A 25,173-nucleotide genomic window follows, 5' to 3' on the forward strand; every position below is an offset into this window, starting at 1 on the left:
CGTCCACCAAAAAAGGGGCCAATTGATTCCGATCCGCCCCTCCGCTATGATAGCCATATTGAAGACATGCAGGAGGAAACGTATGCGAGCGACAATGGACGCCCTTGTATCACTGGCAAAACGGCGAGGTTTTATCTTTCCAGGCTCCGAAATTTATGGCGGTCTCGCGAACACGTGGGATTATGGTCCACTCGGTGCCCAAATGAAGCACAATATCAAGCGCGCCTGGTGGCGCCACTTTATTGAACAAAACCCGTATAACGTGGGCCTCGATTCGGCTATTCTCATGAACCGACAGGTTTGGGTCGCATCGGGTCACGTCGAGAACTTCCATGATCCGATGATCGACTGTCGGCAGTGTAAGTCGCGCTTTCGTGCGGACAAGCTGATTGAAGAGGCTGCTGCCGCGCGCGGCGAGGAAGTGGTTGTCGACGGGCTGCCGTTTGCAGAGATGGAGAAGCTTGTGGATCAATATCAAATCGTGTGCCCGGATTGCGGCGCGCAGGATTTTACCGGCATTCGCCAGTTCAATATGATGTTCAAGACATACCAGGGCGTGACGGAAGACGCATCCAATGAGGTGTATTTGCGCCCCGAGACGGCACAAGGTATCTTCGTCAATTTTAAAAACGTACAGCGCACCATGCGCCGAAAACTGCCGTTCGGAATCGGGCAATTCGGCAAAAGCTTTCGCAATGAAATTACGCCCGGCAATTTCACCTTCCGCACGCGCGAATTCGAGCAGATGGAGCTAGAGTTTTTCTGCGCCCCCGACGAAGACATGAAGTGGTTCGCGTACTGGCGTCAATACTGCTACGACTGGCTTGTGTCGTTGGGCCTACGCACGGAGAATCTGCGTTTTCGCGACCACGAAAAAGAACAGCTGTCGCACTACAGCAAGGCGACGACAGACATCGAATACCAGTTTCCGTTCGGTTGGGGCGAGTTGCTGGGCGTGGCGGATCGGACAGATTACGACCTGAGGGCACATGCAACGAGTTCTGGCGAGAACATGACCGTTCAGGAAGAAGGGCAGGAGCCATTTATTCCGTACTGTATCGAACCGGCCATCGGCGCTGATCGCCTGTTCCTTGCGATTTTCGCCGACGCGTATGACGAGGAAGAGGTCGGCGAAAACGATACACGCGTCGTCTTGCGCTTGCATCCGAAGCTTGCTCCGTATCAGGCGGCCGTTTTTCCGCTGTCGAAAAAGCTCGGGGAACGAGCTGAAGCCCTGTATCGCGACCTAGCCAAACTTTACAGCGTCGACTATGACGAAGCCGGATCCATTGGCAAGCGATATCGGCGTCACGATGAAATCGGTACGCCATTCTGTATCACATACGATTTCGAATCCGAAACCGATCACGCAGTGACAATACGCCACCGCGATTCGATGGAACAAGAGCGCGTGCCCATAGCGAACGTAGAAGTGTGGTTGGCAGATCACATCGGCAAATCTGCTCCATGGTGATGCATTTCTCACATGTATGGCTGCCACTGGATTGGGGGACTCTGCAAACGGGGGTGGCGACTGATGTCAGGTCAGCATACGGACAACCACAACGATCATTTTGCTTTCGTCGGTGCACTGGAGCAAAATCACCACTTTGAGTCGTTGGTCGAGCGGCGTAATCACATGATGAGCACGCGCATCGACGCCGTGGTTCCGTGGAAGCAGTACCACCGGGCGAACATTCCTCATGGCAAGAGGCAGTCAAACGGTTGATGACAGGTCCACACACCCAAGAGGGCGATCCACGACGGATCGCCCTCTATGCATGACATGACATTCCTCATCTGAACGTACATGCGACTCGTTTTGACGTATCTGGAATGAAAACGCCCTCCAAAATGTGAGGACAAGCTGGTACTATATAAGGAAGGCATTGTCGTGGGGTTCGCTCCCTGCCCGTCTTGACGGGAGGGGGTGAGGTTGTGAGCGTGGCGAATGCGTTGTCGTTGATGATCCAATTTGGGTCGTTCATCGTCGCGTTGCTGTCGCTCGTCGTCACCGTGGTTCTTGCCCTAAAACGCAAGTAACCGCCCCCACTGTTTGGCCTCTGGGGCGGCGGTTACTGGCCCATCATGTACCGATTGGGCAGGGACGACGCCCAAGGCGCCGATGCCCGAGCCGAAGGTCCCCGCCTTCGGCTCTTTTTCATGTTTAGTCTAACACATGACAAATATACGTCAATCCGTTCGCTAGGCACTTGTCGAAAAACCTGTGTCTGAACATCTCAACTTATGCTACAATATCGGAAATTGTCGCGCGAGAATGTGAGTGGAGAGAGACATGACATTCGCACTGGAACAGGTGTTGGCGGAGAGAATCGTCATCTTGGATGGCGCTATGGGCACGATGATCCAACAGGCAAACCTGCATCCTCATGACTTCGGGGGCGCGGCCTACGACGGATGTAATGAATATTTAAATATAACTCGCCCGGACTTCATCCGAGGCATTCACCTGGCATATCTAGAGGCCGGGGCTGATGTCATCGAGACGAATTCGTTTGGCAGCACGCCGCTCGTCTTGTCCGAATACGGGCTTGCCGAGCAGGCGTTTGCCATCAGCAAGCGGGCGGCAGAACTCGCACGCGAAGCGGCGGATGCCCTGACGACCGCCGAATGGCCCCGCTTCGTCGCCGGATCGATGGGACCGACGACGAAGAGTCTGTCGGTGACTGGCGGTGCGACATTCGATGAACTCGTCGACAGTTACCGCATTCAAGCATTGGGGCTGATGGCGGGCGGTTGCGACTTTTTGATGATCGAAACCGCGCAGGACATGCTCAACGTCAAGGCCGCCGGGCGTGCTATCGAGCTGGCGGCCCGCGAGTTAAAGCGCACAATCCCCGTCATGGTCAGCGGTACCATCGAGGCGATGGGGACAACCCTGGCCGGCCAAAATATCGAGGCATTTTACTTGTCGGTCGAGCACTTGCGTCCGTTCGCCATCGGGATGAATTGTGCGACGGGACCGGAGTTAATGCGCGATCACATGCGGGCGCTCGCCGGGCTCGCATCGTGTGCTGTCAGTTGCCATCCGAACGCAGGCTTGCCAGACGAAGAGGGCCGCTATCTGGAAACGCCGTTTGCGTTCGCTAAGAAGATGGCAGACTTCGCCCATGAAGGTTGGCTGAATATGGCTGGCGGTTGCTGTGGAACGACGCCTGATCACATCCGCGAATTGCGCAGGCAGTTGTCTGGGCTTAGTCCGCGCCAGGCTGTGCCTATGCACGTGCACGCAGTCGCAGGTATGGAGGCGCTGTTGTTGCAAGATGACGCGCGACCAGTCATCGTCGGGGAGCGAACAAATGTGATTGGGTCGCGCAAATTTCGCAAGCTCATCGCGGATGGCGACTACGACGCTGCGGCCGAGATCGCACGCGTGCAGGTTCGGGCTGGCGCGCAAGTGGTGGACATCTGTTTGGCCGATCCGGACCGCGACGAGTTGGCGGACATGTTGCAATTGATCCCGCTCGCGGTGCGCAAGGTGAAGGTGCCCATGATGATTGATTCGACCGATCCGGCGGTCGTCGAGAGCGCCTTAAAGCATATTCAGGGCAAGGCCATCATCAATTCGACGAATCTGGAGGACGGCGAACCTAGATTGGCTCGTTACGCGGAGTTGGCGCGCGCTTATGGTGCGGCGCTCGTCGTCGGCACCATCGACGAACGCGGCATGGCCGTGACGCGCGAACGCAAAGTCGAGATCGCCAAGCGCGCCGTTTCGTTACTGACCGAGCGCTACGGTTTGCGCAAGCAGGACATTTTGATCGATCCGCTGACATTCCCGGTCGGCACGGGCGATGAGAAGTACATTGGTTCGGCGGAGGAGACGGTCGAGGCGATTCGCATGTTGCGTGAGCAACTCCCGGAGTGTCCGACCATCTTGGGAATTAGCAACGTGTCGTTCGGGTTGCCACCGGCTGGGCGCGAGGTGCTCAACGCCGCTTTCTTATATCACTGTACACGTGCAGGTTTGGGCTATGCCATCGTCAATAGCGAACGCTTGGAACGATATGCTTCGATCCCAGAAGATGAGCGCAATCTCTGCGATCGACTGCTATTTGCGACGAGCGACGAGCTTGTCGCCGAATTCACCGCGAGGTTTCGGGAGAAACGCGTGGCCATCAAAGCGGCAAAGGAATCGTTGTCGCTCGAAGAGCGGATTGCCTCGTACGTCGTTGAAGGGTCGAAAGATGGTTTGTTTGCCGATCTCGACGAGGCGCTTGCACGTTACACCCCGCTCGACATTATCAATGGGCCACTGATGGACGGCATGAACGAGGTTGGCCGTCTCTTTAACAACAATGAGCTGATTGTCGCAGAAGTGTTGCAAAGCGCCGAAGTGATGAAGGCGGCCGTCTCATATCTCGAGCCGCACATGGAAAAGGCCGACGTCCAGGCGAAAGGCAGACTGATATTGGCGACGGTGAAGGGCGACGTGCACGATATTGGCAAAAACTTGGTCGAGATCATTCTTGCCAACAACGGGTTTGAGGTGATCAATCTTGGCATCAAGGTGCCTCCAGAGCAGCTGATTCAGGCGATTCGCGAACACAAGCCCGACATGGTGGGCCTCTCGGGACTGCTTGTTAAATCGGCACAACAAATGGTCGTAACGGCGGAGGATTTTGCCCACGCCGGCATCGACATCCCGCTGTTGGTGGGTGGTGCGGCGTTGACGAAAAAGTTCACGCTAACGAAAATTGCAGACAAATATACAGGTCCCGTCATTTACGCGAAAGATGCGATGGAAGGACTCGAAATAGCCAATCAATTGGTAAGTGCGCAACGCGATCAACTGATTAACCGCGTGGCCGAAGAGCGTAAGGCTTTTGCCGACATCGCGGGAGGGCGTGTGAGCAGCCAGGCATCGTCACAGGTGCATAGGCGTTCCGGTATTCGCCGCGACGCACCAATCTACTTGCCCCCCGATTTAGATCGACACGTGTTGCGCGACTATCCGCTCAAACTATTGCGTCCATACTTAAATCTGCAAATGCTCCTAGGAAAACATCTAGGATTGACAGGCAATGTCGAAAAGCGGATCGCCAACAAGGACAGGCAAGCTATAGAGCTGTTGCAGATGGTGGAAGGGATTTTGCAGGATGCAGAGGCGCAGCAACTTGTCCGCGCCCACGCGGTGTACCAGTTCATGCCCGCGGTGGCCGACGGCGACGATATCGTCGTGTTTGATCGCGATGGCAAGTCGGAGCGGGCACGCATCGCGTTTCCGCGGCAGGCCAAAGAGCCATATCTCTGTGTAGCTGATTTTGTGCGTCCTCAGGGAAGTGGCACGGACTATCTCGCCATGTTTGCCTTGACGACCGGAGGGGCGATTCGCGCCGAGTCGGAACGCTTAAAGGCGGAAGGTAGCTATTTACGTGCGCATGCCCTGCAGGCCATCGCTTTGGAGCTTGCGGAGGCCTTTGCGGAACGTCTACATCAACAACTTCGCGACATGTGGGGATTCCCCGATCCGATGTCGATGACAATGCGAGAACGGTTTATCGCGCGTTATCAGGGCATTCGCGTGTCGTTTGGATATCCGGCATGTCCGGATTTGGAACAGCAGCAGATTTTGTTCTCACTGCTGAAACCGGAGGATATCGGCATGGCCTTGACCGACGGCTTCATGATGGATCCAGAAGCATCTGTGTCGGCGCTCGTGTTTAGTCATCCGGAGGCGCGCTATTTTAACGTGGAAGCCGATTCATCGGCTGGATGAAAGGAGACAGCGGGATGCCATCAGGCGGTTGGGAGACATGGGCGAAAGTTCCTCGCGAGTTGGCGGTCGCCGGTGGCCGTTACGTCATCTTCGATGGGGCGATGGCGACGTATTTACACCAGTGTGGTGTACCGATCCGCGTCTGCGCGGAAGAATTGAATTTATCCAAGCCGCGGCTCGTCGAGCAAATTCATCGTGCATATGTCGAGGCCGGTGCAACGGTCGTGCAAACCAACACCTTCGCTGCGAATCGCCTCGATCTCGCGCGCCACGGGCTCGACGCCCAAACCGTAGCCATCAACGAGCAAGCCGTCCTCACGGCGCGCGCAGCTGTGGCGGATCGCGCCAGCGTCTATGGCACAATGGGTCCGGCAGCTGGCGGCACCCGTTACGGAGCACTATTGACGGCCGATGAACGATCTCGCCTGAGCCAGGTGTACGAGGAGCAGGCTTTCGCCTTGATCGAAGCGGGTGTCGACGGCATCGTGCTTGAAACGTTCCCAGATCTTGAAGAACTACTCTTGGCTCTACGGGTTGTCCGTGTCATGGCGCCGCAATTGCCGATTGTAGCCAACCTCTCACCAGAAGAAGTCGGTGTTACGCGCGACGGGGTATTGTTGACGAAGGCGTTTGCGACATTGCGAGAAGCTGGGGCGTCTGTTGTCGGCCTGAACTGCCGGCTTGGCCCGTACGGCATTCTGCGCTCCTTCGAGCAAATTGTGTTCGACGATGGCCCTTATGCTGCGGTGCCAAACGGAGGAATTTTGCACCGGAGCGAATCGGAGGGCTTGGCCTATACGGGCGACGTCGACGACTTTGCCCGTGTCATGTCCGACATTGCCCGGCTCGGTGTACGCTGGCTTGGTGGTTGCTGCGGGACAACTCCCGAGCACATCCATAAGCTGGTCCTCGCGCTACAAGCACAGGATAGGGGAGAGACTTGGGCAGAGCCGCCTCAAAAGCCATCGTCCATACACGTAGTAGCGGACAATCGGCGCGACGAGATGGAGGGTATGGGTGCGGAAACGCCACTAGGACCGTCTATCGTCGACACGCTAAAGGAGCGGACCGCCGTCATTGTCGAGCTCGATCCGCCAAAGCATCTATCGGCTGCGCGGTTTTTAGCCGGTGCCACGGCACTGTCCGAAGCTGGTGCGGATATGATCACGATGGCGGACAACTCGCTTGGTTCTGTGCGCATATCCAATATGGCCTTGGCGAGTGTGCTTAAACAGCGCGGCATCGAACCGCTCGTACACGTGACCTGCCGCGATCGCAATCTCATTGGACAGCAGTCACATCTCATGGGATTGCACGTGCTCGGCGTTCGCAACATTTTGCTGATTACAGGAGATCCGTCACGCTATGGCGACTTGCCCGGCGCAACCAGCGTCTATGACGTTTCGTCGATGGACTTGACGAAAATGGTGCGCAAGCTGAACGATGGCGTAGGCTTCTCCGGCAAACCGTTGCAGCGCCCGGCGCAGTTCGTGATCGGCACTGCGTTTAACCCCCATGTTCACAACTTCGCCAAGGCGGTCGATCGTTTGCGGCGCAAAGTCGAAGCTGGGGCGGACTTTGTGATGACACAACCGGTGTACGATCCGGTCTTGATGGAGCAGATTGCCGAAGCGACACGAGATTTGGGCGTCCCGATTCTCATTGGTATCATGCCGTTGACCAGCGCCCGCAATGCCGAGTTTATTCACCATCAAGTACCTGGTATTTCTATTCCTGCAGACATTTTGTCGCGTATGCGGGAGACGGCTCCTGAAGAAGCTCAAGAGGTGGGGATGGAGATCGCAAAATCATTGGTGGATCGCGCCCTTACCTATTATCGAGGGATTTATTTGGTGACGCCGTTTCTTAAGTTTGAGATTACGGTGCGCCTTACGGCCTACATTCGCGAGCGTACGGCAACCGCTGTGGCATCGGCGGCGCGACGCGAATAATCAGCCTGGTTGGGACCCGTTCGGATCTATTTCTCCTATACACCGTGTTTGTGCACCTCACGTCGTTGCACCGATCTTCGCATTCGGATAGGGTAAAGGAGGTAGCAGACTTTCGTTCTGAAATGAGGTCGGATTATGCGAAGGGTCGGTGTAATAACCATCTTGTGTGCCGCTTTGGCGATTGGCACGGTCTCTGGCTGCGGGACCGCTGGCGCAGCAAACCAGTCTCGCGGCGCCAAGGTGGTGCGGAATCAGGTTCATCCGCTTGTTTTTCAAAATAGGACAAGCGACAACATCATTGCTCCTGACACCAAGTTAGACTCTCAGCCAGTCGGAGGCTCCCTGTATAAGGATGTCCTTGTGCTGCAAGCCAATGGCAAGTCGGCGCATCTTGACGTTACCCACGGCCCGCTCCTGTTTGTCGCCTATTGGTGCCCCCATTGCCAGCGCACACTTCAACTGTTGACCAAGCTTCAATCGCAACTTAAACAAATTCCAACCTTGGTCGACGTCGGATATCCGAGTGGCGCAACACTGGCTGACGCGGTTCGAATTGATCGCGCGGAACGAGCACAGTTACACCTAGCTAACTTTCCTACATACTTCATACTCGCACCAAATGCCGGTGATCAGTACGCCCCTCTGGGATATCCCACGCTCGTGTACCGTCAAGGTGGACAGACGCTCAGCCTTTTTGGTGAGCATACGTCTGCAATCTGGAAACAGATATTATCTTAAATGGATGAAATGTGTTTTTTAGTTGTGAGGTGGCGAGCAGGAACGGAGTTCCGCACGTCGAATTTCAGTATTGAACTTATGTGATCTAAGATTCGGTGCTGTATCTGACGTCCGTCGATGGCATGGCACCAACCATTGTCCGGACGTTGGTCATCGCGGGAGATGGAGACATGGAAGCCAACTTGCTGCGCAGGCTTTATGCTCATACGAGGGAATGGGGCAGAGCACAGCGCGGAATCGAACTGCTGGAACTCGCTGGCGAGGCTTTACGAGAATTTGGACAAATCGACACCGGCTGTTTTATTTACAGAAAGCGTGGTATTGAAACAGACTTCGTTCCGCAGCCTCCGGCTGCTTTTGCGCCCTGGGGTGCATTCGCAGATGATGGTCAGTTTGTCAGTGGGCTTCAATCCCTTTTCGAAACGAGCCTTACGCTTGACGTTCCTACGGATCGTTGGTTGTTGGCAGAAGACATACCCAATCCATCACTTGCCGAGCTCGTGCATGGCTACGGGTTGTTGGAATTTGGCGTATGGCCCATTTATTCGCGCGAAGAAGTGCGGGGTGCTCTCCTTGTCGCCCGCACACGGGCCGCGACTCGGGTGACGGCCGAGATGAGTAATGCGCTCGTTGACGCCTGTGCTGCACAGGTATCGCTGGCATTGGATATGATCATGGCCTTGCGTATCGCTGAACATGCCAGCCAACGCGATTTGCTTACGGGTGCTTGGAATCGCCGCGGTATGGAAAGCCGAGTCGCACGCTTGGTCAATCATCATCGTTCACGGTTGCATGATAAAGAACATCTGATCCTCGGGTTGGTCGATGTCGACAATTTTAAAGAGATCAACGATACGTATGGACACCCAACCGGTGATCGCGTGCTACGCAACATTGTGCGTGCCATTTCGACGTGCGTGGAGGATGGTGGTCTCATCGGTCGCCTGGGGGGCGATGAATTTATCATCTTTTGCCAGTCGAAGGTGCATTGGCACGATTTCATGTTGCAGATTCAGAACGTCGTTGGCAATCGTGCCAACGGGCTTTATGCGGTCTCTGTAGGCGGTGCGGAATGGGGGGTAGATGGCACGACGTTTGAGGCGTGTTATGCGAAAGCCGACGAGCGGCTCTATGCGAACAAACGCGCACGAAAGGAGGCGGCGGTGCATCGTTAGATGCCAGCCGCCTTGTCCGTCTGATGTTTGTTTCAGGTTTCAATTGGGAAGTCGACGACGATAATGTCCGTTCTCCCCATCTCCAGGCTATACTGAACCAATTCCTGATGCTTAGGGTGAGGTCCATAGGCGTCGAGGGCTGCGCGGTCGATAAAACGCACCGTTAATCCGACTTGGAAACCTTGATTACGCCCAGTCGTGTCGCGTCCAATGGCGACGTCTACGATACCTGGGATATGCTTTGGGAATTGACGAGCCATGGCGTATAGGGTGTTCAGTTGGTCTTTTGAAGGTTCGGACGCAAATCGGAAGAGTACCATATGTTCGTACATGTAAAGATACCTCCACTTCGATTGTCCCCATCAGTGTACCACCGTTCGATCGTTTCATCGAAATCAAGGTCGCTGACGATGCTTTATCGTCCGAAGCGAAACGTGTCTTTGACATCTGTGTCATACATGACACCGTTATACACACTAACCTGGTCGACATTGATGCTTCGCTGCGTGGGGAGCCAGTTGGCAGACCCAAAGATAGCAGCCTGCCCCTGGTTCGTCTTCGCACTTGCATCAAATCCGCCAAATGTGTGCGCTCCCACCCAGATACCCGCGTTCTGTTGAGGCACGTTGCTCACAATGTGTTTTCCGATGATCCACGTTGGCATGTCAGTCGCCTCTTTTTACAGACAGTGTTGGTTTCCTATCGCGATCGTCAATGGCTCCATCGAGCCACGTCCATCCACTCAGGTTTGCTGCGTACCAATTGGGGCATATGTTCCAAAATCCATAAACGCTAGCGCGGCCGCGGTCGATTTTCATGTTGGCGTCGAATCCTCCGTGTGCTGTGATGCCGACAAATAATCCTGCATTTTGCTGTGCGGAATTGTGATCGATGCGGTCTACGAGAATCCATGTGGGCATACTCCCACCCCCGTCTTCTCGCCGATTGTATGCGCCTGCTCGAGCGTGCAGAACTGCTACACGTTACGCTGAGGCGTAAAAGTGCGGCTCGTACATATATATGAAACGAGGCCGAGCGCCCGTAGGAGGAAGTGCGATGCTGGGTTTTCGCAGGCATAGACGCGAACGCGAGATGGTGGCTCGTCTGGAAGAACTCGTGCAAGCCGTGCGCGATGCCTTGGACGAACAGTCGAAACATACAGTACAGGTGACGGTTCAGCATCTGCATGTCGACCAGGTTGCGCTTCGAGAATTGCTATTTCGCGTGGACCATTTCGACATTGATGAACTGAGTGGGACGCTCAATTTCGGAAATAACTTTGGCATTGAGAATCCAGGTGCGAAGGGAATTGAGGCGCAACCTTCCTCTCCAAGCGGGATCGCGCAAACGGGGACGGGATATCGCGTATCGTTCACAGACGCGAACGCACGGGCAAGCGATACGTAAATCACGCATTTTTGACAAGGAGGGGAACGCGTGCGCAACGCGCTGTCACCGACTTTCATCATCGGCAGCATTCAGATTCATCAGATTTCAGGTGCATCCTGTCTCAACATGGGCAACACATGGGCGTCGGGTTTCCAGAGCCATTCGAAACAGAATCAAGGCTTTGGCAACGTGTACGGCGAAAAATCTGCAATTTACGGAAATCGAACACTCCAAAATGACCCGGATGGGCTGGACCTCGCAGTGTTACCCGAACATGTGCGGCCATCCTGGCTATCCAGTTGGCTGTCCGGCCGTTAGGCTGCTGCCTGCGGTCATAGCTGTGATTCGGAGGCGTCTAGCTTGAACAAGTCTAACAATCCTTTTGATTTTATCAACCAACTCGGCGACTTGGGAGACATGCGAAAGTTTTTAGGGCAGGACTTTTTCAAAAACCTCCCATTACCGAACATGCAGAGCATGCCTTTTTTTCAGGAGGAGCGAACTGCATCCGAGTTTCCCGCCATCGATTTGTACAATCGCAGTACCGAACTCATTGCCGCAATCGCGCTGCCCGGTTTAAAGTCTGCTTCAGACGTCGCACTCAGCGTTCGATCGCGATTTTTGCGCGTACGCGGCACGGTGCCGAATTACTTTTCCGGCACGCATGAACAGAAGATGATGTCTGAAATCTTCCATGGCGCGTTTGATCGCGAGATCGAGCTGCCCGAGCGCGTATTACCAGATTCGACGAAGGCGATGTACCGAAGTGGGCTTTTGGTCGTCTACCTGCAAAAAGACCAGGCGCGCGAACAGCCAGGTGACGCGATCGCGATCGACTTTTCGGGCGACGAATAAGGGGAAGGGGTCGAGGCTCGTGCCGACACTGATTTCATTCGGCGCCATTTATACGAATACGCCACAGCAGAACGCGGGCGTCTTCATCGGAGAAACCAATATCACCGGCTGGGATGCACACGCGAAGTCCAACAGCGGCCACGGTGCCGTCTTCGGTGCTGGGAATGCGCTGATCGCAGGGTTAAACTTCAATTTCGACGGCTTGGAGTTGATTGACGGCGTGATCATGGATCAGGATCTAAAACCCAGTTGGAGTGTACAGTTATGATGCCGAAGGGGATATCGACTTGGCTGCCATTACAACTGCAGATCGACTCCGTACAAAGCTCATCGGCTGTGAACATCGGTGGGCAGAACATCGTCTACGGGCTTAGTGCACATAGCAAATCGAACACAGGCTTTGGCGATCTTGGCTCACATAGCGTGGTGGCATACAACAGGACTTTACTCCATGACGCAGATGCCATTGATACGCCGATTGATGATCGCGATGTGCACGTGTTAGCTGAGCACCATGCGGCGCCCGTGGAAACGCACGTCGCGTTTCAGGGGATGAACATCAGTAGCATGCAGCAAAATGCAGGGGTCTTTGTCGGCGACAGCCGCATTACGGGATGGGATCAACATCAGAAAACGAATAAGGCCACTGGGGACGTGTACGGTGATCACAACGAGGAAGCGTGCAACGTCAATATCAACTTCGACACCGACGTGATCGACGCCTTGATTCACGATGATGACGTCAAGACGGGACTGTTCTCGCGCATGGGTTAACCACCTAAGTGTCCTGGCACGGCAAGTCGAGCACACGATGGCGAAGGTTTGGCGTCGGCTGTGCCGCAAGCGTTGCGGCACAGCGACGACTCCGAAAGGCAGCGCTTACGAGCGAACCGCGGCAATCTTGTCTCGCAGCTTTTCTGTTAGTTTTGGGACGATCTCGAACAAGTCGCCAACTACACCATAGTCTGCGATGTCGAAGATCGGCGCTTCGCCGTCCTTATTAATTGCAATAATCAGTTTGGACTGGCTCATGCCGGCGAGGTGCTGGATGGCACCACTAATGCCGCACGCGATATAGACGTCCGGCGTGACCACTTTGCCGGTCTGGCCGATTTGCAAGCTGTAGTCGCAGTAGCCTGCATCGCAAGCAGCGCGTGAAGCCCCGAGGGCGCCGTCGAGCACTTCAGCCAGTTCGGCAAGCGGCGCAAAGCCGTCCGCGCTACGCACGCCGCGGCCACCGGAGACGACCACTTTTGCTTCCGTGAGGTCGCGCGTGTCGCCGCTCTTTCGCTGAACGTCGACGACCTGGCTGCGCACGGGCGTCGGTTCGGTATAGGTTCGTTTGACGATGGGGGCGGCTGCACCGTTCGTCGCATCGGCTTGGAGGTTGTTCGGACGGATGGTCACCACCCAGGGACCAGTTAGGAAGCGCTTTGTTTCAAATGCCTTGCCAGCGTAGATCGGACGCTTGAATGTGACGTCTTCGCCAACCGCTTCAATCGCGACGACGTCGGAAATCTGGCCAGCATCAAGATGACATGCGATCTTCGGTGCAAGGTCACGGCCGCTTGCCGTATGCGGCAGAATGACGATATCCGGCTTAACTTCGTCGATGACCGGTTGCACTGCCGCGAAGTAATGTTCAGCCTCGTACGAGACAAGTATATCTGCGGTAACACACACGACTTGCGATTGTTCATGATCGGCGAGTTGTTGCGCCGCGGCATCGACGTTGTCGCCAACGAGCACGGAGACGATGTTGCCGCCGTCGCCGGCTAGTTGCCTTGCTGCCGCTAAGGCTTCAAGCGACACCTGGCGCAGCTTTTGATCTTTTTGCTCTGCGATGACAAGCACTGTTTTTCCCATAGCTCTTCTCCTCCTGTCAATCTTCAGCGAGCGCCGGCCTGGCCGGTGGCTTGCAAAATGATGTCGGCGAGTTGCTCGGCTTGTGCCTCCACATCTCCACTCAGGCGTTGTCCTGCCTGGCGTTTTGGCGGGAGGGAGAGATCGATGCGCGCGACACGTGGTGCGACGTCGTCTGCAGACAGACCGAGATCGCGTAAGGTAACATTTGTGAGCGGTTTCTTTTTGGCCTTCATGATGCCCGGTAGAGATGGGTAACGCGGTTCGTTCAGTCCCTGTTGTGCCGTGAAGAGAGCAGGCAATTGAACCTCCACCGTTTGCACGTCGCCGTCCACCTCCCGCACACACGTCGCCTTGCCACCGTCAATCGCGAGCTTCGTGATGGCGGCGACATGTGGCAGCCCGAGTTGGTGAGCGACGCGGATGGCGACTTGACCGGCACCGTTATCGATGGAGAAGTTACCTGCCATCAACACGTCGAATGGCGTCTTGGCCAGGTATGCGCTAAGCGCCTTCGCGATCGCGCGCTCATCGTGTAAATCTGTTCCGTCAATCAGCACTGCTTCGTCGGCGCCCATCGCGAGTGCCGTGCGCAACGCCTGCGCGACATCTTCGTTGCCCACGCTGACGACGGTTACGGATGCACCCTGTTGTTCCTTTAAGCGGACAGCCTCTTCGACCGCGTATTCGTCGTAAGGATTGATGATCCACTTGACGCCGTCTTCGGCGATCTGGCCATCGACCAAGCGGATCCGCTCTTCTGTGTCAAACGTCTGTTTCATCAATACGATGACGTTCATATTGCAATCCCCTTTCGCAATAGGTGCTACGCGCGCAATCCGCGCAAGAAGAAATCGACCGTCTTTTCGACCTGGTCGGACAACGAGTAGCGCCGGCCGGAAATCAGCCACGATGACACCACTTCATCCATGGCGCCGAACAACAACAGGCGCGTCAGTTTCACGTCCAAGTCGGGCCGAAAGACACCTTGATCGATCCCGCGCAACAAGACATCTTCAATCAATTGAATATATGGCTTGAGTGCGTTGCTAATTTCTCGATGCAAGTCCAACGAGCTCTGGCGCAGTTCCAACTGGGTTACCTTCGCGAGATCAACATTCTTTTCAAGTTCTGTGAAGTGTAGTTCGCAAATTTTACGGATGGCGTCGTCTGCGCGATCGTCTTCGTGGATGTGTTCGTGAAACATGCGAACCAGGTTGCCCAGCTTTTCACGAAACAGCGACACTAGAATGTCTTCTTTGCTCTTGAAGTACAAATAGATAGTGCCGTCAGCCACGCCCGCCTCACGTGCGATTTTGGAAACCTGAGAGCCAAAATAACCGTATTCGGCAAAGATTTTCAAGGCCGCACTGAGGATGGCATCGTATTTTTCGCGTTTTTTCTCTGCCAATCCACTTGTCATGCATTCACCTCGGTGCTAATATCTTTGTCAAAGAATGAATGAATGCTCATTCATTTTTGTATCCTCATAGTAAATGCCGTGGACGCGAATGTCAATTGTGCAACAGGGCTTCATCATCTGGACTGAAAGCGGTTGCGGACAAGTCCTTTATGGCATGAATGTACAGGCTTTTTCGAGGAAGGATGTGATGGACAGGATGACAGCTGTCAATGATATTGCTTTCGCGTTGGTGGTGGCCTACGCACTGTATTTGTTTGGCATCGTTGTCTACCGACGCTATCAATACTTGCTGCTTGGCAAACCAGTAGCCGTCGATACGCACTCCGGTATAGGCGGCTTTGTCGCACAGGTATTTGGCCAAAAGAAGTTGTTTAAGGATGCAAAAAGTGGCGCGATGCACTTTGTCATGTTTTACGGCTTCATCATTCTGCAATTTGGCGCACTTGATCTCATTGCGAAGGGACTCACAGGAGGGAAACACATTCCGTATCCCGCATACGAATCCTTCTCATTCTGCCAAGAATGTGTGGCGATTCTCATCCTTTTGGCAACCGCCTATGCGGCCTATCGCCGCTATGGAGAACGCCTAAAGCGTCTAAAGCGGGGCTTTAAGCCAAGTATTGTCCTGCTCCTGATCACAGGCTTGATGGTCTGTGTACTGCTGGACCTATCGTTCGAGCGCGTGTGGCATCACGAAGCGGCTTCGTGGTATGGCCCCATCTCTTCGCTGTTGGCGAGCGCGCTGTCTGGTATCGGCACGACGGCGGCCGAGGTCTGCTTCTATGTGTTTTGGTGGTTGCATGTATGTATTCTTTTGACATTTCTCATTTACGTCCCACAGTCCAAACATTTTCATCTCATGGTTGCGCCGATTAACGTCTTTCTGCGGCGCAAACATGCACCAGGGCGGCTGCGTTCGCTCGATCTCGAAGACGAAAATGCGGAGTCGTTTGGCGTTGGTCAAATTGAAGATTTCAACCGCAAGCAGATGCTCGACTTTTTCGCCTGTGTCGAGTGCGGACGTTGCACCAATGTCTGCCCGGCGTCGAACACGGGTAAACCGCTGTCGCCTATGCATTTGATTGTCAAGATGCGCGATCACCTTCTGGAAAAAGGTGCCGCGGTAACCCATACCAAGGCGTTTGAGCCAGCTTATCTGTTGCCACAACACGATGGCGCTGCGCACAAGATGGCCGCGGGTGGCGAAGACATTGACTTTCCAAGCGACGCATTGGTCGACATCGAGCCCACGCTGCACTGGCAAAAAGAGTCATGGACTTTGCAGGAGGCAGACGTTTCCACACTCAACCTCATCGGAGATGTCATTACCGAAGATGAGATTTGGGCCTGCACGACGTGTCGCAATTGCGAAGATCAGTGTCCCGTCGACAACGAGCACGTCGACAAGATTATCGACCTTCGCCGTTATCTCGTTTTGATGGAAGGAAGCATGCCGAACGAGGCGAAACGCGCCATGCAAAACATCGAGCGGCAAGGAAATCCCTGGGGTCTCAGCCGCAATGAACGCAGTAACTGGACCAGCGGGCTCGATGTTCCTGTACCGACGGTTCATGAAAATCCTGATTTTGAATACCTGCTGTTCGTCGGTTCCATGGGTTCTTACGATCGCCGAGTGCGCAAGGTCACACATGCGTTTGTGCGGTTGTTGCACGAGGCTGGCGTCAACTTCGCCATCTTGGGTGACGAAGAAAACGGTTCGGGTGATACGCCGCGACGCCTTGGCAATGAAATGCTGTTTCAGCAACTTGCCATGGAAAACATCGCGACGTTTCAACAATATGGCGTGCGCAAAATTGTCACCGCATGCCCACACACATTTAATACGTTGAAAAATGAATATCCCGAATTTGGGATGGAGGGAGTTGAAGTTTACCATCATACGCAGTTGCTTGCCGAATTAGTCAAGCAAGGCAAGTTGCGTCCAACCCATCGCTTACACGAACGGGTGGTCTACCACGACGCGTGCTACCTGGGACGCTATAATGGCGTGTTCGACGCTCCAAGGGAGATTTTAGAAGCTATTCCTGGCGTCGAATTGGTGGAAATGGAACGCAACCGAGAAAACGCCATGTGCTGCGGCGCTGGAGGCGGCCGCATGTGGATGGAGGAGACCAGGGGGAAGCGCATCAATTTAGCTCGCACGCAACAGGCCCTGGCAGTCAATCCAACCGTAATCGGAAGCGCTTGCCCGTATTGTCTCACGATGATGGAAGACGGGACGAAGCTCACCGAAACGGATGACACCGTAAAGGCGCGCGACGTCGCAGAACTTCTGGCGGCATCCGTATTTGCTGAGGATGTCCGGCAGAACAAGGAAGACGAGGAGGTAGGAGCTCGATGAGACACATTCGCAAAGCTGCCGTCATTGGCTCAGGCGTCATGGGTGCCGCTATCGCGGCGCACTTGGCCAACGTCGGAATTCCCTGCTTGTTGCTAGATTTGGTTCCGACTTCGCTCACCGCGGAAGAGGAGCGGCGCGGCTTGACGCTCGACCACCCGGCCGTGCGCAACCGTTTGGCGACACAGGCAATCGCCAGATTGCACAAAGCGAGCCCGGCGCCGCTGTATCGCCCCGAGTTTGCACAACGTATTCAACCAGGCAATTTGGAGGACGATCTCGCAAAAATTGCCGAGGTCGACTGGGTTATTGAGGTGATTGTTGAAAGCCTGGAGCCAAAGCGACAGTTACTTGAGCGCATTGAGCAGTATTGGCGCCCTGGAACGATTGTCAGCTCCAACACGTCAGGAATTTCGATCAACGAGATGGTTGCAGGGCGCAGTGACGCGTTCCGACGTAACTTCCTGGGAACGCATTTCTTTAATCCGCCGCGCTACATGAAGCTGCTCGAGGTTATTCCCGGCAGCGACACGGATCCAGAACTCGTCGACTTTATGGCTGATTTTGCAACCCGCAGGCTTGGTAAAGGCGTCGTGATCGCGAAAGACACGCCGAACTTTATTGCCAATCGAATTGGTACGTATGGACTGCTCGTGACATTTGAAGAAATGCAAAAGGGCGGCTTTTCCATCGAGGAAGTGGACGCTGTGACCGGGCCGGCGCTAGGGCGTCCGCGCAGTGCGACGTTCCGCACGCTCGATTTGGTCGGGATCGATACCTTTGTGCACGTTGCCTACAACGTCCACGCCCACGTATCTGATCCTGTGGAGCAACAGGCGTTCATCGTACCGGACGCAATTCGATCAATGGTCGAACGCGGGTGGCTTGGCGAGAAGTCGGGGCAAGGCTTCTACAAAAAGGTGAAAGATGGCGGGACGACTCGCATTCTATCTCTCGATCTGGCGACTATGGAATATCGCGAACAAGTCAAAGTGAAGTCTGCGTCGCTTGAGGCGGCCAAGGCTGCCAAAGGCGGAAAGGCGAAGGTACAGGCTTTGCTCGCGGGCAAAGACAAGTACGCGCAGCTGGCCTGGGACATCGTTAAGCGGGTATTGATTTATTCCGCCGAGAAGATGGGCGAGATCGCAAATTCGCCGCAAGACGTGGACGCTGCAATGCGATGGGGCTTCAATTGGGATCTCGGCCCATTCGAGTTGTGGGATGCCATCGGTCTCGTTCCCTCAGCAAAGCGGATGCAAGAAGAAGGCCTGACCTTGCCTGCGTGGGTGGAAGCCTGGATCGCCGAAGGGCACAAGGCGTTCTATGAGGAGCGTGAAGGCGCTGTCTATATGCCTGTGGGCGGAATGTCTGCTCCTGTACAGGTTCCTGCCGGTGTCATCGATCTCGCGTCTCTCAAACAGGTCGGCCGGGTCGTGAAACAGAATGCTGGTGCGAGCCTCGTCGACCTCGGCGATGGCGTGGCGTGCCTCGAGTTCCACTCGCAGAATAACGCAATTGGTCCGGATATTCTCGCGATGATCGAACAAAGCGTAAGCATTGTAGAGCGCGAGTTCCAAGGTATGGTGATTGCCAATCAGGGCCGCAACTTCTGTGTTGGCGCCAATCTCATGTTGATGCTGATGGCCGCACAGGAAGGTGACTGGGACGAGATCGACTTGTCTGTGCGCATGTTCCATAAGGCCATGACGACGCTTCGCTATTCGGCGGTGCCAGTGGTTGCAGCGCCGCACAGGATGACCCTCGGTGGCGGTGTGGAAGTATGTCTTGCTTCGTCCCGCGTATTGCCGTCTGCTGAAACGTATTTCGGGCTGGTCGAAGTCGGTGTGGGACTGATTCCTGCAGGGGGTGGCTGCAAAGAAACCGCTCGTCGCGTGTCCGAGTCGGTCTCTGCTGATGAGGATCTGGTGCCACATCTGGCACGGATGTTCCAGACCATCGGCACGGCTAAAGTTTCGACCAGCGGCGATGACGCCTTGGCGATGGGGTGGCTCTCCGAGAATGATCGCGTGATCGTCAACGGCGACCTACAAATTGCCGCGGCCAAAGCAGAAGTGCTACGCATGGCGGAACACGGTTACACGCCACCTGTGCGCGACGCGCGCATTCGCGTGGCTGGTGCCGACGGCAAGGCGGTCTTGCAGATGGCGGCACGCGGCATGTGGCAAAGCGGTTACATTTCCGATCACGATTTGCTCATTGTGAACAAACTGGCACATGTTTTGGCGGGCGGGGACGTTCCAGCGGACTCACTGGTCAGCGAGTCGTATCTGCTTGACCTTGAGCGCGAGGCGTTTGTCAGCTTGTGTGGTGAACCGAAAACACAGGAACGTATGCAATACATGCTCGCGAAAGGAAAGCCGCTTCGCAACTAATGAAGTGTTCGGAAAAAGGAGAGTGACAGATATGCGGGAAGCAGTGATTGTTTCCGTTGCGAGAACGCCAGTTGGCAAGGCGAAGCGCGGTCTGTTCGCGCACACGCGCGTCGAGGACTTAGGCAAAGTGGCCATTCAGGCTGCTTTATCGCGTGCTCCCGGGCTGGATCCGGCGGAGGTCGAGGATGTCGTCATCGGTTGTGCGATGCCAGAAGGCGAGCAAGGTCTGAACGTCGCGCGCATCATTTCACTGTACAGCGGTTTGCCGCAATCCGTGCCCGCGGTCACCGTCAACCGCTTTTGCTCGTCTGGGCTGCAAGCCATCGCGCAGGCGGCTGAAAGAGTCATGCTCGGGCACGCGGAAGTGGCCATTGGCGGCGGCGTAGAGAGCATGAGTCACGTGCCCATGACAGGCTTTAAGCCGGCCCCGCATCCTGGGATCTTGACCGAGATGCCCGACGTTTACATTGCCATGGGCCATACGGCGGAAAACGTCGCCAGACGCTTCGGGGTCAGCCGCGATGATCAGGATGAATTTTCCTATCAAAGTCACCAGAAGGCGTACGCTGCACAGCAGGCGGGCAAATTTGATGAAGAAATTGCACCGGTTGATACCAAGGTGTATGGAATCGACGACAACGGACGGCCATGGTCGCGCGATGTTCACGTCACTCAGGATGAAGGTGTACGTAAGGACACGACACCAGAAGCATTGGCGTCATTGCGACCGGCGTTTGCACGCGGTGGCAGCGTGACGGCCGGCAATTCGTCGCAAATGAGCGACGGCGCGGCAGCGGCTGTCATCATGAGCGCCGAGCGCGCACAGGCACTCGGGCTAAAGCCACTTGCGACATTTCGCAGCTTTGCGGTGACCGGATGCGATCCGGCGGTGATGGGCATCGGTCCTGTGGGCGCCATTCCGAAAGCCTTGAGGCTTGCCGGAATTTCACTTGCCGATGTCGACCTTTTCGAAATCAATGAAGCGTTTGCTGCACAATGTGTGCAAGTAATGCGTGCACTTGAGATTGACCCGGCGAAGGTCAATGTCAACGGTGGCGCCATTGCCCTAGGCCATCCACTTGGCTGCACGGGCGCCAAACTGACGGCGACGCTCGTTCACGAACTGCGCCGGCGCGGCGGTGGTTATGGCGTCGTGTCGATGTGCATCGGCGGCGGCATGGGTGCGGCCGGCGTATTTGAAGTACACCGGGCATAAGGCGACTTGCTTCAATATCCCACTATGTACGTAATAAAGGAGAGGTTTTGCGATGGCAAATAAGACACTTGCGATTGGCGGCGGATTTATTATTGAAGATACCGATCCGAATTCCATTGTTACGCCGGAATCGTTGACGGACGAGCAACGCATGATCGCCGAGACGACAACCAGTTTTGTCGAGGCAGAGGTCTCCCCGCATCAGGAGCAAATTGAAGGATTGGACTATGAGCTGACCGTCAAACTGCTGCGCAAAGCCGGCGAAATCGGCTTATTGTCGACGGAAATTCCAGAAGCATACGGTGGTCTTGGCCTCGACAAAATGAGCGCAACGCTCATCAACGAGCGGGTATCCAAAGCAGGATCGTTCGGGCTTTCGCTCGGTGCTCACACAGGCATTGGCACGTTGCCGATTGTCTACTTTGGCAACGAACAGCAAAAGCAGAAGTACTTGCCGAAGCTCGCCACCGGTGAATGGATTGCCGCGTACTGTTTGACGGAGCCTTCGTCAGGTTCGGATGCGCTGGGCGCGAAGACGACGGCGCGCTTGTCGGACGACGGCAAGTATTACATTTTAAATGGCACCAAACAGTTCATCACGAACGCTGGTTTTGCGGACGTATTCGTCGTGTACGCAAAAGTCGATGGGAAACTGTTTAGCACCTTTATTGTCGAACGCACGATGCCTGGCGTGAGCGTCGGTCCTGAAGAGCAGAAGATGGGTATTAAGGGATCATCAACCCGCCAGTTGATCCTTGAAGATGTGCATGTGCCGGTTGAAAATCTGTTGTATGAGGTCGGCAAAGGCCACCAGATCGCGTTCAACATTCTGAATATCGGACGTTTCAAGTTGGCTGCGGGTGCTGTTGGCGGATCGAAGGATGCTATCGAATTGGCGGCTCATTACGCGAATGAACGCCAGCAATTTGGACGCAAGATTTCCTCGTTCCCACTGATTCAGCAAAAGCTTGCGCGCATGAACACGCGGACATTTGTGCTTGAAAGTGTGGTCTATCGCACAGCAGGCCTGCTCGATGCGGCTTTGGCAGACGTCGATGTAACAGGGCCAAACGCAGGCATGCTGTCGGCAAAGGCCATCGCCGAGTACGCGATTGAGTGCTCCATCAACAAAGTGTTTGCTTCGGAGACGCTCGACTATGTCGTCGACGAAGCGTTGCAGATTCATGGCGGTTACGGCTTTATCAAGGAGTACAAGGTCGAACGCATGTATCGCGACTCGCGGATCAACCGCATTTTCGAAGGAACCAACGAAATCAACCGCCTATTGATTCCGGGAACGATGCTGCGCCGTGCCATGAAGGGTGAACTGCCACTCTTACAAAAGGCACAGGCTCTGCAGGCAGAGTTGATGCAGATGACGCCGGCGCTCTCGGCACCAGAAGGAACGCTTGCCGAAGAGGCACAGTACATCGCCAATGCGAAGCGCATCTTCCTCATGGTGGGTGGGCTTGCTGCACAGGCATTTCAACAACGGGTTGACGAAGAGCAAGAGGTGCTCTCCAACCTCGCAGACATTGCTATACTGACGTTTGCCATGGAAAGCGCGTGGTTGCGCACGATGCAGCACGTCGAGCGCGCAGGCGAAGGCGCGTGTGCCAACGCGATCGCGATGACCAAGGCGTTTGCGTACGAATCGTTGGGCGAGATCGAGCGGTTGGCGAAGGAATGCTTGGCGCGCATCGAGCAAGGAGATGCCTTACGCATGCAGTTGTCGGTGGTCAAACGGCTTGCGCGCCGCACAGAGCTCGACATCATCGGCCTGGAACGCGAAATTGGCCGTGCCGTGGTCGACGCAGAACAATACGTATGCTGACGCGAACGGTTGGAGAGGATGGTGAGCTCATGGAGAAAACTTGGTTAGCACATTATCCGGAGGAAGTCCCAAGCTCGTTTGCCTATCCTAAGGAAAACTTGGCGTCTTTCCTCGTTCACTCCGCGCAACGGTTTCCGGACAACCCGGCTATCTGGTTCTTCGGACATACGATGAGCTACCGCGAACTCCTTGACGCTTGCTGTCGTTTTGCCAATGCCGTGCGAGCACTCCCCCTTGTTAAGGGGGAGCGGCTCGCCATCATGTTGCCCAATTGCCCACAAGCCGTAATCGCCTATTATGGTGCCTTGCTGGCAGGTCTCGTGGTCGTCCAAAACAACCCGATGTATACCGAGCGAGAGTTGAAACACCAGTTGCAGGACTGCGGTGCAAAGGCGTTGGTCACGCTCGATGAGTTGTGCCCAAAGGTTGAGCACATTCGGCACGAAACGGATCTGCAACACGTCATTGTAACATCGATGCGAGACTATCTGCCGTCGGGGACGCCGCTTGCGCAATCCCCATCGCTTACAGAGCAAAACGGCGTTATATTGTGGCAAATCTTACTTCGGCAAGGAGCTTCGGAGCTACCGCGGATCGAGATCGACGCGGCGGAGGATATTGCACTGATTCAGTATACGGGCGGAACGACGGGCGTCGCCAAAGGAGCCATGTTGACGCATCTGAATCTGGTTGCCAATACGATACAAAGTGCCCTGTGGTCGTATAAATTGCGGGATGGTCAAGAACGGTACTTGGGAGCTTTGCCTTTCTTCCACGTTTTTGGTATGACCGTTTTGATGAATCAAGCCATGTATAAGGCGGGCATGCTGATTCTCGTGCCTAGATTTCAAGCGAAAGATGTGCTGCGCTTCATCCATGAATTTAAGCCAACCGTCTTTCCGGGGACGCCGACCATGTACATTGCGCTCATGAATCACCCTGACGTCGGTCAGTATGATCTTTCGTCAATCGAAATATGTGTGAGTGGAGCGGCTCCTTTGCCACTCGAAGTGCAAGCGCAGTTTGAACGTTTGACCGGCGGCAAACTGGTGGAGGGCTATGGCTTGACAGAAGCTTCGCCCATCACGCATGCGAACAACTTCTGGGGCGAGCGTAAAAATGGTTCAATCGGTATCCCATTTCCTGACACGGAGGCGCGTATCGTCGACGAAAATGGAAACGATGTGGCGGCAGGGGAAATCGGTGAATTGGTGGTACGCGGTCCGCAGGTGATGAAGGGCTATTGGAATAAGCCTGCTGAAACCGCTTCCGTTCTCCGCGATGGCTGGCTCTTTACAGGAGATATCGGTAAGATGGATGAGAACGGCTTTTTCTATATCGTCGATCGCAAAAAGGATGTCATCATCGCGGGCGGTTATAACATTTATCCGCGCGAGATCGAAGAGATATTGTACGAGCATCCGGCGGTCGCCGAAGCGGCCGTGGTCGGGGTCACAGATTCGTATCGCGGGCAGACGGTCAAGGCGTTTATTCAACTCAAGCCAGGCCAACAGGTGACGGCTGAAGAAATGGACGCATGGTGTCGAGCGAATTTGGCTGCCTATAAGGTGCCGCGGGCCTACGAATTTCGAGAATCCCTACCGAAGTCCGCAGTGGGCAAGATTTTACGCCGCGAACTTACCGAAGAAAGCAAACAAAATGCATAAGGGGAGGATGAGATGCGGTCGTCGATGAATCCGCACGGCGTTGATCCTCTGGTTCTGGAGCGCACTGCGGCGGGAACTTTTTCCGATTACACGGGAATCCGTGTTACCGCTATTGGAGAGAACGAGATCGAAGCAGAACTGGAGATTCGTCCTCATCATCTCAACGTGGCAGGTATCTTGCACGGGGGCGTTCATGCGACGTTGCTCGATTCGTTGATGGGGGTATTGGTGATTTTGCAGTACCCAGAGGATCCGGTTGTAACCACCAACCTCAACGTACACTTCACCGAACCGGTCTCGGAAGGTACACTGCGTGCGAAGGCTGCCTTTGTCCACCGCGGCGGACGCACGATGACAGTAGAGGGACATGTCCATAGCGATGATGGCAGGTTATGCGCATTTGCCACGGGCACGTTCCGCGTCCTACACAAGTCGACGTAATGCCATACGTTGCGTTATCCACAAGCGCGAGCGGAACTGTCCGCTCGCGCTTCGTCGTCCGCATTGCTTACACATATACCGCAAATATACCGCAAATATACCGCAAACTTGGTTGTCGAGACTTGTAA

General features: G+C 55.1%; 24 protein-coding genes. 18 read left to right on the plus strand and 6 right to left on the minus strand.

The features are described from left to right. Window positions 1-82: 82 nt before the first annotated feature. From BLU70_RS04585 to BLU70_RS04615, 7 genes are all read left to right on the plus strand, one after another. The gene (locus tag BLU70_RS04585) at window positions 83-1,474 is read left to right on the plus strand and encodes a glycine--tRNA ligase (protein ID WP_040290156.1); all 1,392 of its coding nucleotides are present in this window, start codon (window positions 83-85) and stop codon (window positions 1,472-1,474) included. Window positions 1,475-1,537: 63 nt separating this feature from the next. After that, a complete protein-coding gene (locus BLU70_RS04590) occupies window positions 1,538-1,729 on the plus strand; it encodes a hypothetical protein (protein WP_006447647.1) in 192 nt (63 codons plus the stop codon). Between the two features lie 209 nt (window positions 1,730-1,938). Beyond that, window positions 1,939-2,043, plus strand: coding sequence for a putative holin-like toxin (locus tag BLU70_RS14335; RefSeq protein WP_143027481.1), 105 nt, complete (start codon window positions 1,939-1,941; stop codon window positions 2,041-2,043). 253 nt (window positions 2,044-2,296) lie between these two features. Further along, on the plus strand, window positions 2,297-5,740 hold the full coding sequence (gene metH, locus BLU70_RS04600; RefSeq protein WP_074692411.1) for a methionine synthase: 3,444 nt from the start codon (window positions 2,297-2,299) through the stop codon (window positions 5,738-5,740). 14 nt (window positions 5,741-5,754) lie between these two features. Beyond that, window positions 5,755-7,692 (plus strand): bifunctional homocysteine S-methyltransferase/methylenetetrahydrofolate reductase, encoded by a 1,938-nt coding sequence (locus BLU70_RS04605; protein ID WP_100218665.1) that lies wholly within the window; start codon window positions 5,755-5,757, stop codon window positions 7,690-7,692. Between the two features lie 135 nt (window positions 7,693-7,827). After that, window positions 7,828-8,430, plus strand: a complete 603-nt coding sequence (locus BLU70_RS04610; protein ID WP_074692412.1) for a conjugal transfer protein TraF — start codon at window positions 7,828-7,830, stop codon at window positions 8,428-8,430. 95 nt (window positions 8,431-8,525) lie between these two features. Further along, complete coding sequence (locus tag BLU70_RS04615; protein ID WP_244885119.1) at window positions 8,526-9,605, plus strand: GGDEF domain-containing protein; 1,080 nt, start codon at window positions 8,526-8,528, stop codon at window positions 9,603-9,605. 32 nt (window positions 9,606-9,637) lie between these two features. Here the strand turns inward: BLU70_RS04615 and BLU70_RS04620 are convergent, their stop codons facing one another. The 3 genes from BLU70_RS04620 to BLU70_RS04630 all read right to left on the minus strand — a co-directional run bounded on the left by BLU70_RS04620 (window position 9,638) and on the right by BLU70_RS04630 (window position 10,525). Further along, window positions 9,638-9,937: a Dabb family protein gene (locus BLU70_RS04620; protein ID WP_040290150.1), complete on the minus strand. Its 300-nt coding sequence runs from the start codon at window positions 9,935-9,937 to the stop codon at window positions 9,638-9,640. Window positions 9,938-10,020: 83 nt separating this feature from the next. Then, window positions 10,021-10,269 (minus strand): hypothetical protein, encoded by a 249-nt coding sequence (locus BLU70_RS04625; protein WP_006447637.1) that lies wholly within the window; start codon window positions 10,267-10,269, stop codon window positions 10,021-10,023. A 1-nt stretch (window position 10,270) separates the two neighbouring features. Further along, window positions 10,271-10,525, minus strand: a complete 255-nt coding sequence (locus BLU70_RS04630) for a hypothetical protein (protein WP_040290147.1) — start codon at window positions 10,523-10,525, stop codon at window positions 10,271-10,273. Between the two features lie 136 nt (window positions 10,526-10,661). Between BLU70_RS04630 and BLU70_RS04635 the strand changes: the two genes are divergently transcribed. Genes BLU70_RS04635 through BLU70_RS04655 form a run of 5 tightly spaced genes read left to right on the plus strand, consistent with a single transcriptional unit; the run spans window position 10,662 to window position 12,623 of the window. After that, entirely contained in the window at window positions 10,662-11,012 is a 351-nt protein-coding gene (locus BLU70_RS04635) for a hypothetical protein (protein ID WP_074692413.1), read from the plus strand. A gap of 30 nt (window positions 11,013-11,042) precedes the next feature. After that, complete coding sequence (locus BLU70_RS04640) at window positions 11,043-11,312, plus strand: hypothetical protein (RefSeq protein ID WP_006447635.1); 270 nt, start codon at window positions 11,043-11,045, stop codon at window positions 11,310-11,312. 42 nt (window positions 11,313-11,354) lie between these two features. After that, entirely contained in the window at window positions 11,355-11,849 is a 495-nt protein-coding gene (locus tag BLU70_RS04645; protein ID WP_006447634.1) for an Hsp20/alpha crystallin family protein, read from the plus strand. A 19-nt stretch (window positions 11,850-11,868) separates the two neighbouring features. Further along, window positions 11,869-12,117, plus strand: coding sequence for a hypothetical protein (locus BLU70_RS04650; RefSeq protein ID WP_006447633.1), 249 nt, complete (start codon window positions 11,869-11,871; stop codon window positions 12,115-12,117). Then, window positions 12,114-12,623 (plus strand): hypothetical protein, encoded by a 510-nt coding sequence (locus BLU70_RS04655; RefSeq protein WP_074692414.1) that lies wholly within the window; start codon window positions 12,114-12,116, stop codon window positions 12,621-12,623. Before BLU70_RS04650 ends, BLU70_RS04655 begins: the two co-directional genes overlap by 4 nt. A gap of 105 nt (window positions 12,624-12,728) precedes the next feature. On the opposite strand, the gene BLU70_RS04660 is transcribed toward BLU70_RS04655, so the two are convergent. Genes BLU70_RS04660 through BLU70_RS04670 form a run of 3 tightly spaced genes read right to left on the minus strand, consistent with a single transcriptional unit; the run spans window position 12,729 to window position 15,135 of the window. Next, window positions 12,729-13,715: an electron transfer flavoprotein subunit alpha/FixB family protein gene (locus BLU70_RS04660; RefSeq protein WP_006447631.1), complete on the minus strand. Its 987-nt coding sequence runs from the start codon at window positions 13,713-13,715 to the stop codon at window positions 12,729-12,731. Window positions 13,716-13,738: 23 nt separating this feature from the next. Continuing rightward, a complete protein-coding gene (locus BLU70_RS04665) occupies window positions 13,739-14,512 on the minus strand; it encodes an electron transfer flavoprotein subunit beta/FixA family protein (protein WP_006447630.1) in 774 nt (257 codons plus the stop codon). A gap of 26 nt (window positions 14,513-14,538) precedes the next feature. Then, window positions 14,539-15,135, minus strand: coding sequence for a TetR/AcrR family transcriptional regulator (locus BLU70_RS04670; protein ID WP_006447629.1), 597 nt, complete (start codon window positions 15,133-15,135; stop codon window positions 14,539-14,541). A gap of 196 nt (window positions 15,136-15,331) precedes the next feature. Here BLU70_RS04670 and BLU70_RS04675 point away from each other — a divergent pair, with 196 nt between their 5' ends. The 6 genes from BLU70_RS04675 to BLU70_RS04700 are packed head-to-tail and all read left to right on the plus strand — an operon-like array spanning window position 15,332 to window position 25,045. Further along, on the plus strand, window positions 15,332-17,497 hold the full coding sequence (locus BLU70_RS04675; protein ID WP_074692477.1) for a (Fe-S)-binding protein: 2,166 nt from the start codon (window positions 15,332-15,334) through the stop codon (window positions 17,495-17,497). After that, window positions 17,494-19,887: a 3-hydroxyacyl-CoA dehydrogenase/enoyl-CoA hydratase family protein gene (locus BLU70_RS04680; RefSeq protein WP_040290141.1), complete on the plus strand. Its 2,394-nt coding sequence runs from the start codon at window positions 17,494-17,496 to the stop codon at window positions 19,885-19,887. The genes BLU70_RS04675 and BLU70_RS04680 overlap by 4 nt, the downstream gene beginning before the upstream one ends. A gap of 31 nt (window positions 19,888-19,918) precedes the next feature. Beyond that, window positions 19,919-21,103, plus strand: coding sequence for a thiolase family protein (locus BLU70_RS04685; RefSeq protein ID WP_040290139.1), 1,185 nt, complete (start codon window positions 19,919-19,921; stop codon window positions 21,101-21,103). Window positions 21,104-21,155: 52 nt separating this feature from the next. Then, window positions 21,156-22,937: an acyl-CoA dehydrogenase family protein gene (locus BLU70_RS04690; RefSeq protein WP_006447625.1), complete on the plus strand. Its 1,782-nt coding sequence runs from the start codon at window positions 21,156-21,158 to the stop codon at window positions 22,935-22,937. A 29-nt stretch (window positions 22,938-22,966) separates the two neighbouring features. After that, on the plus strand, window positions 22,967-24,604 hold the full coding sequence (locus tag BLU70_RS04695) for a long-chain-fatty-acid--CoA ligase (RefSeq protein WP_074692415.1): 1,638 nt from the start codon (window positions 22,967-22,969) through the stop codon (window positions 24,602-24,604). Window positions 24,605-24,616: 12 nt separating this feature from the next. Further along, on the plus strand, window positions 24,617-25,045 hold the full coding sequence (locus BLU70_RS04700) for a PaaI family thioesterase (protein ID WP_006447623.1): 429 nt from the start codon (window positions 24,617-24,619) through the stop codon (window positions 25,043-25,045). Window positions 25,046-25,173: the final 128 nt, after the last annotated feature.

Origin of the sequence: Alicyclobacillus hesperidum (genome assembly GCF_900107035.1) — a bacterium.
GTDB lineage: Bacteria > Bacillota > Bacilli > Alicyclobacillales > Alicyclobacillaceae > Alicyclobacillus > Alicyclobacillus hesperidum.

Bases quoted from the DNA above. Each gene is read 5' to 3' on its own strand.
- BLU70_RS04665 (WP_006447630.1), bottom strand. From the start codon at position 14,512: ATGAACGTCATCGTATTGATGAAACAGACGTTTGACACAGAAGAGCGG.
- metH (WP_074692411.1), top strand. From the start codon at position 2,297: ATGACATTCGCACTGGAACAGGTGTTGGCGGAGAGAATCGTCATCTTG.
- BLU70_RS04675 (WP_074692477.1), top strand. From the start codon at position 15,332: ATGACAGCTGTCAATGATATTGCTTTCGCGTTGGTGGTGGCCTACGCA.
- BLU70_RS04585 (WP_040290156.1), top strand. From the start codon at position 83: ATGCGAGCGACAATGGACGCCCTTGTATCACTGGCAAAACGGCGAGGT.
- BLU70_RS04685 (WP_040290139.1), top strand. From the start codon at position 19,919: ATGCGGGAAGCAGTGATTGTTTCCGTTGCGAGAACGCCAGTTGGCAAG.
- BLU70_RS04635 (WP_074692413.1), top strand. From the start codon at position 10,662: ATGCTGGGTTTTCGCAGGCATAGACGCGAACGCGAGATGGTGGCTCGT.
- BLU70_RS04690 (WP_006447625.1), top strand. From the start codon at position 21,156: ATGGCAAATAAGACACTTGCGATTGGCGGCGGATTTATTATTGAAGAT.
- BLU70_RS04660 (WP_006447631.1), bottom strand. From the start codon at position 13,715: ATGGGAAAAACAGTGCTTGTCATCGCAGAGCAAAAAGATCAAAAGCTG.
- BLU70_RS04590 (WP_006447647.1), top strand. From the start codon at position 1,538: ATGTCAGGTCAGCATACGGACAACCACAACGATCATTTTGCTTTCGTC.
- BLU70_RS04605 (WP_100218665.1), top strand. From the start codon at position 5,755: ATGCCATCAGGCGGTTGGGAGACATGGGCGAAAGTTCCTCGCGAGTTG.
- BLU70_RS04630 (WP_040290147.1), bottom strand. From the start codon at position 10,525: ATGCCCACATGGATTCTCGTAGACCGCATCGATCACAATTCCGCACAG.
- BLU70_RS04625 (WP_006447637.1), bottom strand. From the start codon at position 10,269: ATGCCAACGTGGATCATCGGAAAACACATTGTGAGCAACGTGCCTCAA.
- BLU70_RS04680 (WP_040290141.1), top strand. From the start codon at position 17,494: ATGAGACACATTCGCAAAGCTGCCGTCATTGGCTCAGGCGTCATGGGT.
- BLU70_RS04670 (WP_006447629.1), bottom strand. From the start codon at position 15,135: ATGACAAGTGGATTGGCAGAGAAAAAACGCGAAAAATACGATGCCATC.
- BLU70_RS04695 (WP_074692415.1), top strand. From the start codon at position 22,967: ATGGAGAAAACTTGGTTAGCACATTATCCGGAGGAAGTCCCAAGCTCG.
- BLU70_RS04655 (WP_074692414.1), top strand. From the start codon at position 12,114: ATGATGCCGAAGGGGATATCGACTTGGCTGCCATTACAACTGCAGATC.
- BLU70_RS04610 (WP_074692412.1), top strand. From the start codon at position 7,828: ATGCGAAGGGTCGGTGTAATAACCATCTTGTGTGCCGCTTTGGCGATT.
- BLU70_RS04620 (WP_040290150.1), bottom strand. From the start codon at position 9,937: ATGTACGAACATATGGTACTCTTCCGATTTGCGTCCGAACCTTCAAAA.
- BLU70_RS04700 (WP_006447623.1), top strand. From the start codon at position 24,617: ATGCGGTCGTCGATGAATCCGCACGGCGTTGATCCTCTGGTTCTGGAG.